Genomic DNA, 15,229 nt, shown 5'->3' with positions numbered 1-15,229 from the left:
TCGATACATGTCCGCACAAACGATACTCGTCCCCGTCCAGTTCCCGGACCCCCAACCGTTTCCCTCCACGTTCGTCGACGCGTTCACCTCCTGTCGGGTCGTCCTCCTCGGCCTCGACGAGGAGGCGAACGGTCTCGACGAGGACGAACGCCACCGGCGGGAGATAGAGGCGTACCACACGCTGTACAACCTCGCCTCGCAGTTCGTCCGCCGCGGTGAGCGGGTCGACGTGGAGTATCTCGTCGGGGAGGATCCCCACGACGCGTGGACGCGCGTCGCCGAGGAACGCGACGTGGACGCCCTCCTCGTCCCAAAGCCCCTGACGACGCTGGCGCGCGTCCTCGTACCCGTCCGCGACGAGAAATTCGCCCAGCCCATCGCGGACTTCCTGAGCGGTCTCAACCAGGACGTGCTCGTCCACACAACGCTGTTCTACGCCGCCGAGTCCGAGGATGACGTAGAGGTGGGCGAAGAACTACTCGACGGCGTGCGTGAGCAACTCGTCGAGGCGGGCTACCCCGAACTGCGCACCGACACGGAGGTGGTCGTCGGCGACGACGCCCCGTTCGAAATCGGGAAGGCCGCCTCGGGCTACGACCTCATCGTGATGGGCGAGACGCAGGACCCCTCCTTCGAACGCGTCTTCGGGAACACGTACGACTCCATCGCCGAGGAGACCGACCACCCCATCGTGGTCGTACGGGAGTAGGACGGTCGCTCCGGGTTCCCGTCCGACCGGCAGAGCGGTCGCAGCGAGTCGCCCCCACCCGGAAGGCGATAAGGCTCATACCGGTCCGCCGTCATCCTCGTCCATGAACGACACGGGAGGCGGTCGCCGATGCGGATAGTCATCGTCGGGGCCGGCGAAGTCGGATCGAACATCGCTTCGAGCCTCGCGTCGGCGCACGAGGTGGTCGTGATCGACCGCGACCCCGAACGCGTGGAGGAACTCACGTACTCGCTGGACGTCCTCGCCAAGGAGGGCGACGGCACGTCCCTCGAGACGCTCGAGGACGCCGGACTCAGTCGGGCCGACCTGATCATCGCCAGTACGGACGTCGACGAAAGCAACCTCGCGATCTGCGGCACGGCGAAGACGGTCGCCGACCCGTTCACGATCGCCCGCGTCAAGAACGCGGACCTCTTCGAGACCTGGAAGCGCTCACAGAACGCGTTCAGCGTGAACTTCATGGTGTGTTCGACGTCCCTCACCGCCGAGGAGGCCGCGCAGGTTGTCGAACTCCCGCTCTCCTTGGACGTCGACCGGTTCGCTCACGAACTCGTTCAGATGACGGAGTTCGGCATCGTCGAGGGGAGCCCGCTGGTCGGGGAGACGATTCGGGAGGCCGACCGGACCGACGCGCTCACGTTCGCGGCCGTTCTCCGGGACGACGATATCATCATCCCGCACGGCGAAACGACGTTCGCCGCCGGGGACAAGGTGGTCGTCATCGGCAGTCCCGAAGGGGTGTCCGAGTTCGCGCTGCTAGCCGTCCCCGAGGAGATGCCGAAGGACGTGAGCAACGTGTTCGTCATCGGCGGAAGCGAGGTCGGCGTTCACGTCGCTCGGCAACTCCGCGACCGGGGTATCGACGTCCGCCTCATCGAGCAGGACGAACGGCGCGCGGCGGAGGTGGCCGAAGCGCTTCCGGAGGTCGTCGTCCTGAACAACGACGCGACCGACACCGAGTTCCTCGAACGGGAGAACTTCGGGAAGTCGAGTACCGTCGTCACCGCGCTCGAAAACGATCAGAAGAACCTCATGGTCTCGCTCCTCGCCAAGCGGTTGGGCGTACAGCGGACCATCTCGGTGATCGAATCCGAGGAGTACCGGGACCTGTTCGAGGAGGTCGGCGTGGACGTGCCGATAAACCCCCAGATACTGACCGGCGAGGAGATCGCGCGGTTCACCCGGGAACAGATCGCCGAGAAACTCTCGTTCATCGGGGACGACCGCGCGGAGGTCGTCGAGATAGAAGTCGACGAGGGGAGCGCGCTCGCGAACCGGACCGTCGAGGAGTCGATCGCCGAACTCCCGGACCACGTCGTCATCGGGGCGATCGCGCGCGACGACGAGATGGTGACGCCGCGGGGTCAGACCCGGATTCGGACCGGCGACCACGTCATCATGTTCATCGATGCCGACGTCAGAGAACAGGTCCTCGCCGCCGTGTAGGTGTCGACGTGGGTCGGGGAGAACTCACCGGCGCCAGTAGGACGGGGAGAGCACGATGAGCACGGACAGTACCTCCAGCCGTCCGATCCACATCAGAAACACCATGTAGAGTTTCGACGCCGGAGAGAACGGAAGGAAGTTGTTCATCGGCCCGACGATTCCGACTCCGGGGCCGACGTTGCCCAGCGTCGCGATGGACGCGCTCACCGCCTCGATGGCCGAGAGGTCGAGGCCGGCCCGGACGCCGTCGAGGTAGATCAGCACCGAGGAGACGGCGAAGATGATGAGGAAGGTGACCACGAACACCAGGACGCTCCTGATCGTGTCGTCGTCGACGGCCCCGTCGGAGAGGTGGATGGGACGGACCGCCTCGGGGTGAATCGACTGGAACAGTTCGCGCGACAGCGACCGCCGGATCAGATACCACCGGACGATTTTGATCGACCCGGCCGCGGACCCGGCAGACCCGCCGAGGAACATCGCGAAGAGGAGCGCCAACTGGGCCGACTGGTCCCACGTGTTGAAGTCCATACTCGCGTACCCGGTCGTGGTCACGATCGCGACCGTCTGGAACACGGCCTGCCGGAGCGCGTTTTCGAGGTCGCCCGCGACCGGCGCGATCGCCGGGGTCTCGACGAGTCCGACGCCGGTGAACAACAGCACGGCGAAGAGGGCGCTGACCGCCGCCATCACGGCGAGGTACGACCGGAACTCCACGTTCCTCACGAGTCGCCGGGGTTCGCCTCCGAGCGCGTACCAGAAGAGCGCGAAGTTGGTGCCGGCGACGACCATGAAAGCGGTGACCGCCCACTGAACGGCCGGAGAGAACGCCTCGACGCTCCGGGCCTCGGGGGAGAACCCGCCGGTCGGAAGCGTCGTCAGCGCGTGCGAGACGGCGTTGTAGAAGCCCATGTTGGGCGCGACGCCCAGCAGGTGAAGCCCGTAGTAGACGCCGATGGCGAGGACGGTGAACCCGGCGTAGATACCCCACAGCGCGCGGGCGGTGTCCTGGATGCGGGGCGTGAGCTTCTCGACCGTCACGCCCGGCGACTCCTCTCTGATGACCTGGGCGCCGCCGACCGATAGCTCGGGGAGAATCGCGATCATGAGCACGAGAATCCCCATGCCGCCGAGCCACTGCGTCAGCTGACGCCACATGAGTATCGACCGCGAGTGACGCTCGAAGGAGATCTCCGCGAGGAGCGTCGACCCCGTCGTCGTGAACCCGCTCATGCTCTCGAAGAGCGCGTTCACGGGCTGTGCGACGGTCCCGTTCCCGGCGATCAGATACGGGAGCATGCCGACGAGGGGGACCACGAGCCACGTGAGACTCACGAAGAGGAACGCCTCCCTGTGGCCGAGGTCGGGGTCGGGACGGAGTCGTTCGAGGGCGAACCCGAGGCCGACCATCACGGCCGACGTGACGACGAACGGGAGGAGACTCTCGCCGTAGTAGAGGGCGACGACGATCGGGAGCAACGGCGTGATGGCCAGATACTGGAGTACTTTCCCGATGAAGCTCAGACTCGAACGGTAGTCCACGTATTCGTCGAGAGCGGACCCCGGAATTCTCCTCGACCCGGGAAGGCTGGGACTCATTGATTTCGTACTTAAATAGCGAGGTAATAAGGTATTTGGCATCTCGGGAGCGACGGCGTCCCGCGAGGAACCTCGTCCCGACTCGGAACGGAGACGAACCTTCCTGATGGCCGTCGGTCACGGCCGACGGTTCCCGTTTTCGAGCGATCGCGACGCTTCTCCGGACGGTCGATTTCGCGGCCGCAGAACTCACAGACGGGACGGAGGCGGTAGCGTCCCGGTGGACGGTCGCGTGACGTCGCAGAGTACGTACCGTGCGGTGGCGTTCCCTGGGTACGGCGGAGAAACGGTAGTGGACTCGCCGGGATTTGAACCCGGGGCCTCTCCCATGCCAAGGGAGTGATCTACCACTGATCTACGAGCCCTCGAACGCATCAAATCGTTTCCCGGTGTCGATATTAAGGCCTTCGACTCGGAGTTCCCGGCCCCGTGTCGCAACGCTTTTTAGTCGGTCAGGGCAGGGTATACATGGGAACAGCACGGCCGCAAATCTGACTCGCCGCGCCTCGCGCGGCTTGGGATTGCGGAAGTGCGCGACCGTTTGCGGTCGCCAATCACGCCTTTCTGCGGTCTGTGCCGTTCCAACCTATACCAATGGCACGAATGCACACCCGCCGCCGCGGCCAGTCCGGTTCGGACAAGCCCGTGGCAGACGACCCCCCGGAGTGGAGTGACGTCGACGCCGAGGACATCGAGTCCCGCGTCGTCGAACTCGCGGAGCAGGGCGACGAGCCCAGTCAGATCGGTCTGAAGCTGCGCGACGAGGGCGTCAAGGGGACGCCCGTCCCGGACGTAAAACTCGCGACCGGGAAGAAAATCACCACCATCCTCGAAGAGAACGACGCTGCGCCCGAACTTCCGGAGGACATCCGGAACCTGATGGAGCGCGCTATCCGACTCCGCGAGCACGTGGAGGAGAACTCGCAGGACATGCAGAACAAGCGAGCGCTCCAGAACACCGAATCGAAGATTCGCCGCCTCGCTAACTACTACCGCGGCGACGAACTCGACGAGGACTTCAAGTACAGCTACGACGTCGCCGTCGAACTCCTCGAATAACGCGATAGCTGCGCTCTCGAATGTCCGCACGACCCGACCACACCCGCGCGCCGGACGCCCCCGCCGAGAGCGTCGCGTCCGCGCTGGCCGACGCCTCGTTCGTTCGAGTCGTCTGCCGCGCCGAGGGCGACGCCCTCGCGGCCGGTGGACTGCTCGCCCGCGCGCTCAGAAGCGCCGGCGTGCCGTTCCACGTTCGGGCCGGCGCGTTCGCCCCCGCGGCGGCGCCGCCGGACGGCGACGGAGTGTTGGTCGCGGTCGGACTCGACGCACCGGGCGCGGACGAAACGCTCGCCCCCGACGACGGGACGACGAGCCTCCGCGCGCACGAAGTCGCGTCGGCGCTGACCCCCGAGAGCGAACCGGGGCCGGACCCGGTCCTCGCCCTCGCGGGCGTCGTCGCCGCCGGCGAGCATCCGGACGCCGCGGACGGGAGCCTGCTCTCCGTCGCCGAGGAGACGGGCGCCGTCGCGCGACGCCCCGGCGTCGCCGCGCCCGTCGCGGACCTCGCGGACGGACTCGCGCACACGACGCTGGCGCACGCGTCGTTCTCCGGCAACCGGGAGGCGGCCGGCGCCGCCCTCGCGGAACTCGACCTGCCGGCCGACCTCGACGAGGCGTCCCGCCGACGACTCGCGTCGCTGGTCGCTCTCGACGTGGCCGGCGACGAGAACGCCACCGAACGCGCCGCCGAGGCGGTCGAACGGGCGCTGTACCCGTACGTGACGCCCGACGCGCCGTTCGCCACGCTCGGCGGCTACGCCGACGTGCTGGACGCCGTCGCGCGGGAGCGACCCGGAACCGGCGTCGCCGTGGCGCTCGGACACGACGCGCGCGTGCCCGCCTTGGAGGCGTGGCGCGACCACGCCGCGGCGGCGCACCGAGCGCTCCGCGGCGCGCACCTCGGCCGCTACGAGAGCGTCCACGTCGTCCGCGCGCCCGAGGAGGTGGCCGACCACGTCGGTCGCCTCGCCACCGTCGCTCGACTCTGCCGAGACTTCCGCTCGCCCGAACCGACGGCCTTAGTCCTCGGGGACGGCGTGGCGGCGCTCGCAGCGGTCGAACGCGGCGCGGCGGGCGCGGCGTCGGCCGTCTTCGAGGAGTTCGGCGGCGTTGACGAGACGCAGCGCGTCTCGTCCGCCAACCAGGACGCTTCGCGTGCTGGTGGCGTCGACGGAGACGGCGGCGCGTGGGCGGGCGACGCCCGCCGCGCGGTCGTCAGATTCGACGCGGATGCGCCGGAGGCCGAAATTATCGCGGCCGTCAGGGAGGCCCTGACGTGACCGACGAACCGGAGCGAGGACGCGACCGAGAACGGGAACGAGAGCGGCAGCGAGAGCGACCGACGAGCGACCGAACGGACGGGCGGACGACGGACGGCCCGGACTCGGAGGACCGAGTCCCGGCCGACGACCCGTCATCCGCTCGCACCGCCCGCCTGCGGACGACGCACGCCGACGCCGACAGGGTGGCGGCGTCGCTCCGCCCGGACAACACCGACTCCATGTCGATGGCCGTCGACGGGGACACCCTCGTGACGACCGTCGAACGGGAGACGACCGGCGGGCTTCAGTCCACGGTGGACGACACCGTGGTCAACCTGACGGTGGCAGACGCCGTCATCGACACAGCAACCAACAACCTATGAGCGAACGATCAGTCTCAAAGCAGAAGCGCGGAAAGCGATGGTACACCCTCGTCGCGCCCGAGCAGTTCGACCGCGAAGAACTGGGCAAGACGATGGCCGACGAACCTGAGAAGGTGTACGGCCGCACCGTCGAGGTCACGCTGGGTGACCTCACCGGCGACCAGGGTGCGAACAACACGAAGCTCACCTTCAAGGTGAACGACGTGTCCAGCGACTCGGCGTACACCGAGTTCATCAAGCACGAACTCGCGCGGGACTACCTCCGTAGTCTCGTCCGCCGCGGCGCCTCGAAGATTTCGGCCAGCATCACGGTGCTGACGAAGGACGACTACCGCGTCCAACTCCAGCCCGTGGCGTTCACGACGAAGAAGGCCGACCGCAGCCAAGAGAAGGCCATCCGACGGGTCATGATCGACTTCGTCGAGGAGGCCGCCGAGGACCGCACGTTCGCGGAACTCGTCGACAGCGCCGTCGTCGCCGGGAACCTCTCCTCGGCCATCTACGGCGAGGCGAAGACCATCTACCCGCTCCGCCGGGTGGAGGTCCAGAAGCTCACCCTCGAAGCGCGCCCCGAAGAGGTCGCCGCAGAGGAAGAGGCCGCCGTCGACGTCGACGAGGAAGACGTCGCCGTCGAAGAGGCGTAAGCCTCGCGGCGGTTCCGACTTCAGACTCTCACTTTTCTTACCGCTCCGAGCGGCGGCACTTCCGCTCGTTCGTCGACACGAACGGCGAGGTCGCGGGCGGATTCGTGCACCACCTCGCCGTCCCGGCAGACGCGCGCGTCGACGACGTGTGGGTCGTCGGTCGCCGGTCGGCCCTCACTCGGAGGCGGCGGACGTCGAAGTGGCCCCGTCGCCTCCGCTCTCCGACCCCTCCTCGACGACGATGGTGCCGACCATCCCCTGGGACTCGTGGGGGACGCAGAGATACCGGTACTCGCCGGGCACCTCGAAGGTGTGCGAGTAGTTCTGTCCGCTGTCGATGAGGCCGCCGACGTTCTGGTTGTACGCCTCGCGGGCGGCCTGTTCGCTCTCGTAGCCGCCGCTGGCGAAAAAGTCGGCGTCGTCGGGGATTTCGTCGCCGTAGGCGGTGACGGTGTGCCCGCGGGAACTCGTGTTCCGCCAGACGACTTCCTCGCCGACCGATACCGTGACCGACGGCGGGTCGAACGCGACGGCGGTCATGCCGACGTCGTAGTCGCCCTCGGCGGACGACAAGCATCCGGCGAGACCCGCGGCCGCGACGGACCCCGCGCCCGCGAGGACGCGGCGGCGGGAGACTCCCTCCGCGGCGCGATTCCGTTCGGCTTCGTCCATACCGATAGTCGGGTTTCGAGCGGTAAATGCGGCGCGGTCGGCGTCTCGGTGTCGACGCGCGCACCCGGCGCGAGAACTCGGCGACGACGACGCCCCGCGGTCCTCGAATGTAAAAACGTAAAGCGCCGGTCGTCCACGCCGACTGTATGAAGCCCCGGTTCGTCGGCAAGATGGGTCTCGCCGACGCGGTGACGGTCGGCAACGCCGCGCTCGGCTTCCTCGCGGCCGTCGCCGCGACGGCCAGCGTCGCCCTCGCGGCGCGTCTCATCCTGCTGGCGGCCATCGCGGACGCCCTCGACGGGGTCATCGCCCGCCGTCGCGGCGGCACCGCCGTCGGCCAGTACCTCGACTCGTTGGCCGACGTCGCCTCCTTCGGCGTCGCCCCCGCCCTCCTCGTCGCCGTCGCGGTCCGGCAGACGTGGGCGGCGGACCGCCTGCGCCTCGCCGTCGCCCTCGCCGGCACCGCCCTGTTCGTCGCCGCGGCGGTCACCCGACTCGGCCTCTACACCGCCTACGACGGCGACCACGCCCAGACGGAGGGCGTTCAGACGACGCTCGCGGCGACCATCCTCTCGGCGGGCGTCCTCGCCGGGTTCGCCGACCCCGTCGTCTTGGTCCCCCTCGTCTATCTCCTCGCGGTGCTGATGGTGACGACGGTGACGTACCCCGACCTGCACGCGCAGGACGCGCTCATCATGGGCGTCGTGCAGGCGCTGGCGATACTGCTCTCGGGGCCGTACGGCCGCCGCCTCGTCGGAGACTTGGGACAGGGGTTCGCGTTCGGACTGCTGTTTCTCGCGCTGTCGTACCTGTTCTTCGGGCCGATGTTCTACTGGCGGCGCGACTGAGCGGAGTCGGTACGCTACATCCCCATGTCGGCGGCGTCCTCGGGGACCGGCAGGTCGTTCGGCGAGACGCCGAGCAGTTCGGCGGCGTGGTCCAGCGCCATGTCGAAGCCGTAGTAGCGCTCCAGTTCGTCGCCGTCGGCGGTCGGTCGCACCTTCAGCATCGCGTACCCTTCGCGATTCTGGGCGACGGCGGCCGTCGACCCGTCCCGCTCGAATGCGAGCACTCGCTCGGACTCCGTCTCGTAGTAGCGGGCGGTGATTCCGTTCGCCGTCGCCTCGTCGGCCGTGTCGTCGCTGTCGCCGTCGCCGTCGGTCATGGTCGTCCTAGGGAGAGGCGGTAATCGAAACTACCGGTTCCGACCGAACGGGTCTGGTCGGGGCGCGGCGGTCTCGCGGGCGCCGCGCGGGCCGGGAACGAAAGTCTCCTGTGTCCCTCGCCGAATGGAGAGGTATGCCGTGGTTCCAGAGCGGCCGCCGCCGCGACCTCTGCGCCATCCTCTACGACGCCGGCGAACTCCGGGGGCAGAAGCTGAAGATCCGACTGGAGGCGCACTACGGGACGCGCATCGACCCACAGTCGTTCTACGGGACGCTCGACGCCCTCGTCTCGAAGGGCCACCTCGCCCGACGGACCGAGGAGATATACGACGTGTACGAACTCACCGAACTCGGCGTCGAGGGCGTGGAGTCCCAGCAGGCGTGGCTCGCAGAGCGAGTCGAGAGCGGCCGCGAACGGGAGCGAGAAGCGGAAGTGCAAGCGGACGCGGACGCCGACGCGGACTGACTCCCGCGACTACCGCTCCGAGCGCAGGCGGTCGCCGATGGTGTTCCGCAGCACCTCGCTGGTCCCCTCGTATATCTCGTTCAGTTTCGCGTCGCGGTAGTAGCGCTCGGCCGCGAAGTCCGTCGTGTAGCCGTAGCCGCCGTGAATCTGGATGCCCTCGTTGGCCACCTCGCGGCTTATCTCCGAGGCGTACAGTTTCGCCTGCGCGGCCTCCTTGATGTAGGGTTCCCCGCGTATCTTCAGGTCCGCGGCCTTGTGCATGAGCATCTTCGCGGCCTGCACCTTCGTGTCCATGTCGGCGAGTTTGTGTTTTATCGCCTGGAACTCCGCGATGGGTTGGTCGAACTGCTCTCTGTCGTCGGCGTAGTCGAGAGCGTCCTCCAAGGCGGCGCGGGCGATGCCAACCGACCGCGCGGCGATGGTGATGCGCCCGCCGTTGAGCGTCTTCAGCGCCTGCACGAACCCCTCGCCCTCCTCGCCGATGCGCCTGTCCGCGGGGAGTCGCATCTCGTCGAAGCGCAGTTCCGCGGTCGGACAGCCCTTGTCGCCGAGTTTCTGCTCGGTCCCCTCCACGACGAACCCCTCGTCCTCCTCGGGGCGCACGACGAACGCGGAGATGCCCTTTCGGCCGGCGTCGGGGTCCGTCTTGGCGAACAGCGTCACCGTGTCGGCGACGGAGCCGTTCGATATCCAGAGTTTGCCGCCGTCAACGACGTACTCATCGTCCTCCCTCGTCGCCGTCGTCGTCATCGCGGGCACGTCGCTGCCCGCGCCCGCCTCCGAGAGGGCGAACGCGCCGATGTCTTTCCCTTCGTTCAGCGGCGTCAGATACTCGTCTTTCTGCGCCTCGGTCCCGAACTCGTACAGCATGTTGCCGGCCAGCGAGGTGTGCGCGGCGACGACGGTGCCGAGGCCGCCCGACCCGCGGGATATTTCTTCGAGACCGATGGCGTAGGAGTGGTAGTCGAGTCCGGCGCCGCCGTACTCGTCGGGGAACGGCATCCCCATGAGGCCGAGGTCGGCCATCTCCGCGACCAGGTCGGCGGGAAACTCGTCCGTCTCGTCTATCTCCGCCGCGCGCGGCCGTATCTCGCTGTCGACGAAGTCGGCCACCATGTCGCGTATCTGTCGCTGTTCCGCGGAGAGCGCGAAGTCCATGCGGGAATCTTTCATCGTCATTACTTTACGTTATCTCTCGGTCGGCCAATCGTGTGGGCGAAGCCCCCACGAAACTTTTTAATCCCCATTCCGTAGGGAATCATACTTCGAATGTCTCAGCAGGATGAACGTCCCCACGTCGACCGAACCGACCTCGAATGGTGCCACGAGGCGGTTGAGGGGGTCTCTCGCACTTTCGCACTGACAGTCGACGTGCTCGACGAGCCCATGTCGTCCTACATCTGCGTCGGCTACTTGCTCTGTCGAATCGCCGACACCATCGAGGACGCTTCGCACATCCAGCCGTCGGTGCAAGCGGAGGTTCTCCGAACGTACGACGCCGCCCTCGACCCGGACGACGACACGTCCGTCGAGGAGTTCGTCGCCGCCGTCGAATCGCACGTCCCCGAGGAGACGACCGACGACTGGCGCGTCGTCCGCGACGCCCCGCGCGTGGTCCGGACCTTCGAGAGCCTCCCCGAGGACGTCCGGGAGGCGGTGACGCCGCCCGTGCGGGAGATGGTGCAGGGGATGGTGCTGTTCGTCGAACGCTACGACGACACCGGCGGCCTCCGCATCCAGTCCCGCGAGGAACTCGAGGAGTACTGCTACTACGCCGCCGGCACCGTCGGCAACCTCATCACGAACCTCGTCACCCGCGGCGACGTCTCCCCCGAGCGTCGCCGCCGCCTCTACGACACCGCCGAGGAGTTCGGTCTCCTCCTCCAACTGGTGAACATCTCCAAGGACGTCTACGACGACTACACCGCCGAGAACAACGTCTACCTGCCCGCCGACTGGTTGGAGGCCGAGGGCGTCCCGCAGGAGGAAGTCGTCGCCCCCGAACACGAGGCGGAGGCGGCGTCGGTCGTCCGCCGGACGGCCGAACACGCCTCCTCGTTCCTCGACGACGCGCAGACGTACCTCGAGACGGTCCCGCTGACCGACGGAAACACCCTCGCCGCGTGGGCCGTCCCGTTCCTCCTCTCGGTGGGGACGCTGCGAGAACTCCTCGCCCGCCCCGAGGACGCCCTCTCGAAGTCGGGCGTGAAAGTGTCCCGACAGGAGGTGTTCGCGGTCGTCTCGCGGATGTCCGACGGCGCCGAGTCCGATGCGCTCGACGACATCCGACAGGAGATAGCCGCGCGGCCGTACCACCGCGCGCCGTCCAGCGCGGACTGACGCGACGCGGTCCGGGCGCCGGCGGCCGGGGCGAGCGGCGTCGTCCGACGGGCGCCGCCGGCGCCGAACCGGCCGCGACTTGGGAGGATTTTTAGTAGTCCGCCGGCTACGTCCGAGCATGGGTACCGAAGAAGCACACGAGGACCACGGACACCACCTACCGGCGGTGGAGGACTGGCCTCGCGGATTCGGCGAGGCGAGTTGGTGGCCGTTCGTCACCGCGGTCGGCGCGGCCGGCATCTACGCCGGTGCGGGTCTCTACATCCTCGGGCGCGGGGAGGACGCCATCGTCGGGTCGATGGTCGGTCCCGCCGCGTTCGTGGCGTCAATCGGCATCTTCCTCGCCGGACTGTACGGTTGGGTCTACCACGCGTTCGTGAGTCACTTCTGGACGCGCGACGCCGACGAGAAGGGCGCGAACAAACTCCGCTGGGGAATGCTCGCGTTCCTCGGTTCCGAACTCGGCACGTTCGGCGCGCTGTTCGGCTACTACTTCTACATCAGGGCCGGCAACTGGGAGGAGATACTGGTCGGCGTCCCCGAACTCACGGGGTCGCTCGTCCTCATCAACACCGCGCTGCTGATCGCCTCCTCGGCCACGCTCCACTGGGCGCACGTCGCCATCCGCAAGAACGACCGCAAGAAGTTCCTCGGCGGCCTCGCGCTCACGCTGCTGCTCGGCATCGTGTTCATCGGCGGGCAGGTGTACGAGTACTACGAGTTCATCATCCACTCGGACTTCACGCTCACCTCCGGGCTGTTCGGGTCGGCGTTCTTCGGACTGACCGGTCTGCACGGCCTGCACGTCAGCCTCGGCGCGGTGCTCCTCGGCATCGTCTTCATCCGCGCGCTGATGGGACAGTACTCCGCGGAACGCCACGTCTCCGTCAGCACGGCGTCTATGTACTGGCACTTCGTGGACGTCGTCTGGATCTTCCTCGTCGTCGTGCTCTACGTCGGCGCGGAACTCGGCACCAGTTCGGGCGTCCTGTAATCGGCCGCCCCCGCGACGACCCTTCTTTCGACCGCCGATGTAGCCGTCTCCCGACCGTGACCGAACAACCCGACTCCGAACCGAAACCCGTCGGCTCCGACGCCGACGCCCGCGCCGGCCCCGCCCACCCGCTGGCGCGCCTCGCCGGCGCCGTCGGAACCGCCCTCGCCCTCGGGGGTGTCTTCCTCGCCGTCGCGCTCTCTCCTACATTCTCTTGGGCCGCGAGCGCGCTCTCCGACCTCGGAGTCGACCCTCGGACGGCGCTCGCGTTCAACGGCGGCCTGCTCCTCGGGGGCGGTCTCGCGCTGGGTTACGTCCCCGCGCTGAGAGAGGACTCTCGCGCCGTCGCGGCGACGTACGGACTCTGCGCCGCCGCGATGGCGGGCGTCGGCGCGTTCCCCTCCGACGACCCGCTGCACTACCCGGCCGCAGTCGCCTTCTTCGTGCTCCTCGCGGCGACGCTCGCCCTCGACGGCGCGCGTCGCCGAGGAACGACCACCGGGCGGGTCTCGCTGCTCCTCGCGACCGCCTCCGTGGCGGCGTGGCCACTCTGGTTCGCGGCCGGACTCGGCCCCGGCATCGCCGTCCCCGAACTCGTCGGCGCGCTCTCGCTCGCCGCGTGGGTCCTCGCACTCGCGCCGCCGGCGCCCCTACGGTCCCGGTTCTGAGAACCCGAATCAGCCGCAGACGACGTTGAAGCGGTTGATGTCCTCGTCCGTGCCGGCGACGACGAGAGTATCGTCGACCCGGACGACGAATTCCGGACCGACCTCCGTCAGCAGGTCGCCGTCCCGTTCGACGGCGATGACCGTGCAGTTCGTCCGGGCGCGGACGTCCGCCTCCGCGAGCGTCCGACCCGCGAGCTGCGGCGCGGCGGTGCGGACGATTTCGACCTGCGACTGCGGCGCGATGACCTCCTCTTCCGTCAAATTCGACGCGAGGATGCGCCCGCTGACCGTCGAGAGCGCGAGGACGTACTCCGCGCCCGCGCGGTAGAGTTTGGCGATGCTCTCGGCGTCGTTGGCGCGGGCGATGACCTCCGTCTCCGGCGCCACCTGTTTGATGACGAGCGTCGCGAAGATGGCCGTCGTGTCGCTGTCGACTGCGAGGATGATGCTCTGCGCCTCGTCGATGTCCGCCGAGAGGAGCGCCTGCCTGTTCGTCGCGTCGCCGACCACGTCGACGCCGGGGGCGTCTCGCTCGTCGAGGACGACGCTCGGGACGTTCTCCGCGGCGAGGGCGTCGGCGGCCGTCGCTCCGACCTCGCCGTAGCCGGCGACGACGACCTTCCCGCGGCGGAAGCGCCGCGTCTCCGAGCGTGTGAGGTCCTTCAGCCGCTCCAGTTGGCTCTCGCGGCCGGTGACCAAGAGGATGGTGTGTTCGTCGACGACGGCGTCGGGGTCCGGCGGCGTGACGAACTCGCCGCGGAACCACGCGCCGATGATGTTCACGCCCGTTCGCCGTCCGATGGCGCTCTCGGCGATGGTGTCGCCTTCGAGGGCGGAACCGCGTTGGACGAGCACCTCGGCCACCTCGAAGTCGTCGCCGATTTCGATGGCGTCGTCGATGTCGGTGGCGATGGGCGAGGCGGCCTTGCGCGCGAGGCTCTCCCCGAGGATGCGGCGGGGGGAGACCACCTCGTCGGCGCCGGCGTAGCGGTGGTAATCCGACAGCGTGGCGTCCTCGATGAGGCTGATGACGCGCAGGTCCGGCGCCGCCTGCTTCGCCGAGAGGATGACGGAGGCGTTCGTCTCGTCGTCGTCGTCGGCGACGAGCGCCATCGCCTCGTCGGCGTTGGCCGCCTCCAGCGTCTCGACGGACTCTGGGTTGCCGTGGACGACGTCGTCCCCCTCGGCGAACAGGCGCTCGGCCGTCTCGCGGTCGGATTCGACGACGACGTACGGCACGTCGCGCGAGGTCAACTCCTCGACCAAGGTGCCGCCGCGCGAGGTGAACGAGCAGATGATGACGTGGTCGGTCAGGTCCGTCTCCGTCGGCGGCGCGGTCCGGAGAGCCTCCTCGACCAAGGGGACGAGAAACAGCGGGAGGGTGAGGAAGATGACGGTGACGCCCGAGAGCATCATCGGGATGGTGATGAGTTTCATCCCGAAGGAGGTCCACTGAGCGGCGTCCTCGCCGTACCCCGTCGTCGTGAACGTCTCGACGACCACGTGCAGGGCGTCGATGAAGGAGACGGAGATACCCTCGAACGTCGCCATCCCCCACTGGTAGAGGAGGGCGTAGCCGACCATCAGGACGGCCACGCCGGAGAGAAACAGCACGAGTCGGCGCTTCGCGCGAGAGAGCGTCTCGGCGGGGCCATCGACCATATATCCACTCCGAACACCCCCGAGGGCTAAAAGGCCGCCGTCCCTCGGTCGCGCCATGGGACGCCGCCGCGACGCGCTCCTCGCCCTCGCCGTCCTCGTGCCCACCGCGGCGACCATCGTCGTCCTCGACGCGCCCGT

Annotated in this window: 16 protein-coding genes and 1 tRNA gene; 11 read left to right on the top strand and 6 right to left on the bottom strand. The window is 68.2% G+C overall.

The genetic code is table 11. From position 1 onward, the window contains the following. Window positions 1-7 precede the first annotated feature (7 nt). Both NDI76_RS06965 and trkA read left to right on the top strand, forming a co-directional pair. The gene (locus tag NDI76_RS06965) at window positions 8-709 is read left to right on the top strand and encodes a universal stress protein (protein WP_310923276.1); all 702 of its coding nucleotides are present in this window, start codon (window positions 8-10) and stop codon (window positions 707-709) included. 93 nt (window positions 710-802) lie between these two features. Beyond that, window positions 803-2,176: a Trk system potassium transporter TrkA gene (gene trkA, locus NDI76_RS06960; RefSeq protein WP_310923882.1), complete on the top strand. Its 1,374-nt coding sequence runs from the start codon at window positions 803-805 to the stop codon at window positions 2,174-2,176. 24 nt (window positions 2,177-2,200) lie between these two features. Here trkA and NDI76_RS06955 read toward each other — a convergent pair whose 3' ends face one another. Together NDI76_RS06955 and NDI76_RS06950 are read right to left on the bottom strand one after the other, a co-directional pair. Then, window positions 2,201-3,775: a TrkH family potassium uptake protein gene (locus tag NDI76_RS06955; RefSeq protein WP_310923275.1), complete on the bottom strand. Its 1,575-nt coding sequence runs from the start codon at window positions 3,773-3,775 to the stop codon at window positions 2,201-2,203. A 293-nt stretch (window positions 3,776-4,068) separates the two neighbouring features. Next, window positions 4,069-4,140 (bottom strand) — tRNA-Ala (locus tag NDI76_RS06950). Between the two features lie 229 nt (window positions 4,141-4,369). Here NDI76_RS06950 and NDI76_RS06945 point away from each other — a divergent pair. Genes NDI76_RS06945 through NDI76_RS06930 form a run of 4 tightly spaced genes read left to right on the top strand, consistent with a single transcriptional unit; the run spans window position 4,370 to window position 7,123 of the window. Continuing rightward, complete coding sequence (locus NDI76_RS06945) at window positions 4,370-4,834, top strand: 30S ribosomal protein S15 (RefSeq protein WP_310923274.1); 465 nt, start codon at window positions 4,370-4,372, stop codon at window positions 4,832-4,834. Between the two features lie 20 nt (window positions 4,835-4,854). Next, window positions 4,855-6,114 (top strand): hypothetical protein, encoded by a 1,260-nt coding sequence (locus tag NDI76_RS06940; RefSeq protein WP_310923273.1) that lies wholly within the window; start codon window positions 4,855-4,857, stop codon window positions 6,112-6,114. After that, window positions 6,111-6,479, top strand: coding sequence for a KEOPS complex subunit Pcc1 (locus tag NDI76_RS06935; protein WP_310923272.1), 369 nt, complete (start codon window positions 6,111-6,113; stop codon window positions 6,477-6,479). The genes NDI76_RS06940 and NDI76_RS06935 overlap by 4 nt, the downstream gene beginning before the upstream one ends. Continuing rightward, window positions 6,476-7,123 carry a 30S ribosomal protein S3ae gene (locus NDI76_RS06930; RefSeq protein WP_310923271.1) on the top strand — a complete coding sequence of 216 codons (648 nt, stop codon included), beginning with the start codon at window positions 6,476-6,478 and terminating at the stop codon, window positions 7,121-7,123. Before NDI76_RS06935 ends, NDI76_RS06930 begins: the two co-directional genes overlap by 4 nt. Window positions 7,124-7,297: 174 nt before the next feature. Here NDI76_RS06930 and NDI76_RS06925 read toward each other — a convergent pair whose 3' ends face one another. After that, the gene (locus NDI76_RS06925; protein WP_310923270.1) at window positions 7,298-7,795 is read right to left on the bottom strand and encodes a plastocyanin/azurin family copper-binding protein; all 498 of its coding nucleotides are present in this window, start codon (window positions 7,793-7,795) and stop codon (window positions 7,298-7,300) included. A 146-nt stretch (window positions 7,796-7,941) separates the two neighbouring features. Between NDI76_RS06925 and NDI76_RS06920 the strand changes: the two genes are divergently transcribed. Further along, the gene (locus tag NDI76_RS06920) at window positions 7,942-8,643 is read left to right on the top strand and encodes a protein sorting system archaetidylserine synthase (RefSeq protein WP_310923269.1); all 702 of its coding nucleotides are present in this window, start codon (window positions 7,942-7,944) and stop codon (window positions 8,641-8,643) included. 14 nt (window positions 8,644-8,657) lie between these two features. On the opposite strand, the gene NDI76_RS06915 is transcribed toward NDI76_RS06920, so the two are convergent. Beyond that, the gene (locus NDI76_RS06915) at window positions 8,658-8,960 is read right to left on the bottom strand and encodes a DUF7111 family protein (protein ID WP_310923268.1); all 303 of its coding nucleotides are present in this window, start codon (window positions 8,958-8,960) and stop codon (window positions 8,658-8,660) included. Between the two features lie 134 nt (window positions 8,961-9,094). Between NDI76_RS06915 and NDI76_RS06910 the strand changes: the two genes are divergently transcribed. Next, a complete protein-coding gene (locus tag NDI76_RS06910) occupies window positions 9,095-9,427 on the top strand; it encodes a DNA-binding protein (RefSeq protein WP_310923267.1) in 333 nt (110 codons plus the stop codon). A 9-nt stretch (window positions 9,428-9,436) separates the two neighbouring features. Here NDI76_RS06910 and NDI76_RS06905 read toward each other — a convergent pair whose 3' ends face one another. After that, entirely contained in the window at window positions 9,437-10,585 is a 1,149-nt protein-coding gene (locus tag NDI76_RS06905; protein ID WP_310923881.1) for an acyl-CoA dehydrogenase family protein, read from the bottom strand. A 111-nt stretch (window positions 10,586-10,696) separates the two neighbouring features. On the opposite strand from NDI76_RS06905, the gene NDI76_RS06900 reads away from it, so the two are divergent. The 3 genes from NDI76_RS06900 to NDI76_RS06890 all read left to right on the top strand — a co-directional run bounded on the left by NDI76_RS06900 (window position 10,697) and on the right by NDI76_RS06890 (window position 13,429). Further along, the gene (locus NDI76_RS06900) at window positions 10,697-11,767 is read left to right on the top strand and encodes a phytoene/squalene synthase family protein (protein ID WP_310923266.1); all 1,071 of its coding nucleotides are present in this window, start codon (window positions 10,697-10,699) and stop codon (window positions 11,765-11,767) included. 118 nt (window positions 11,768-11,885) lie between these two features. Next, complete coding sequence (locus NDI76_RS06895; RefSeq protein ID WP_310923265.1) at window positions 11,886-12,761, top strand: cytochrome c oxidase subunit 3; 876 nt, start codon at window positions 11,886-11,888, stop codon at window positions 12,759-12,761. Between the two features lie 56 nt (window positions 12,762-12,817). Continuing rightward, window positions 12,818-13,429, top strand: coding sequence for a DUF998 domain-containing protein (locus tag NDI76_RS06890; protein ID WP_310923264.1), 612 nt, complete (start codon window positions 12,818-12,820; stop codon window positions 13,427-13,429). A gap of 9 nt (window positions 13,430-13,438) precedes the next feature. On the opposite strand, the gene NDI76_RS06885 is transcribed toward NDI76_RS06890, so the two are convergent. Further along, window positions 13,439-15,091, bottom strand: a complete 1,653-nt coding sequence (locus NDI76_RS06885) for a potassium channel family protein (protein WP_310923263.1) — start codon at window positions 15,089-15,091, stop codon at window positions 13,439-13,441. Window positions 15,092-15,229 lie beyond the last annotated feature (138 nt).

It is taken from the genome of Halogeometricum sp. S1BR25-6 (genome assembly GCF_031624495.1).
Classification (GTDB): Archaea; Halobacteriota; Halobacteria; order Halobacteriales; family Haloferacaceae; genus Halogeometricum; species Halogeometricum salsisoli.
The sequence above is the reverse complement of the archived record's forward strand: the minus strand, read 5'-3'. Positions and strand labels throughout refer to the sequence as shown.